The following is a 746-nucleotide window of genomic DNA, read 5'->3' on the forward strand; positions in this document are numbered from 1 at the left end:
GAGCGATTCGCTCATTTTGAAACTGACGAGATAAAAATATCTCGATTTCGCTTCCATTTCATACAGCCTAACGGCATGTATCAAAATCTCAGCGTTGGATTTTACAAGTAAAATCCGTACTCACTCGTTGTTCAGTTTTCAAAGATCAAACACTTCTTTGTTCGTTAACTCAGCTCTTCGCCTCATCAACTCTTATATCATATCATGTCCGAACCAATCTTGCAAGCTTTTTTTTAAAATCTTTTTGTAACTCTCACTCACAATATTGTATTTCCTGGCCGGAATTAGAATATATCATACTGAATATTTAAATGCAAGCTTTTTTTCGAAATTGTTTTACGCCCCGAAATACCGCATCTCTCATTACAGTTGAAGTGCTAGATCTTATTTTTCTTTAATATTGATGATTTGATAAAGAAAGGATGGGTAAAAATGATATGAGAAAACCACACGTAAGCAGTTTTGTTTTATAAAAAATTAGCTGAGGATTCATTCATAGTATAGAGGAGTAGATTTAATAATGAAGCAACGTAGGCGAACATGGATAAGAATTGTGTTTTTTGTCATCTCTTGCTTACTGCTTGTCGTTATCTCTGGATTTGTGTATGAATGGATTGCTTCTAAACAGGATAAATCGCAATATCCTCCTTTGGGGAAAATGGTCGACGCCGGAGGCTATCGCCTCCATATTCGCAAGCTTGGTACCGGCTCTCCGACAATACTGCTTGAATCGGGAAGCGGGGAAA

Annotated in this window: 1 pseudogene; it reads left to right on the plus strand. The window is 37.0% G+C overall.

Going from position 1 to position 746, the window contains the following annotated elements:
• Positions 1-520: 520 nt before the first annotated feature.
• Positions 521-746 (plus strand): annotated as a pseudogene (locus tag L693_RS27930) (alpha/beta hydrolase); the annotation flags it as partial.

The organism is Paenibacillus sp. 1-18, from assembly GCF_000520755.1.
Taxonomy (GTDB): domain Bacteria; phylum Bacillota; class Bacilli; order Paenibacillales; family Paenibacillaceae; genus Paenibacillus; species Paenibacillus brasilensis.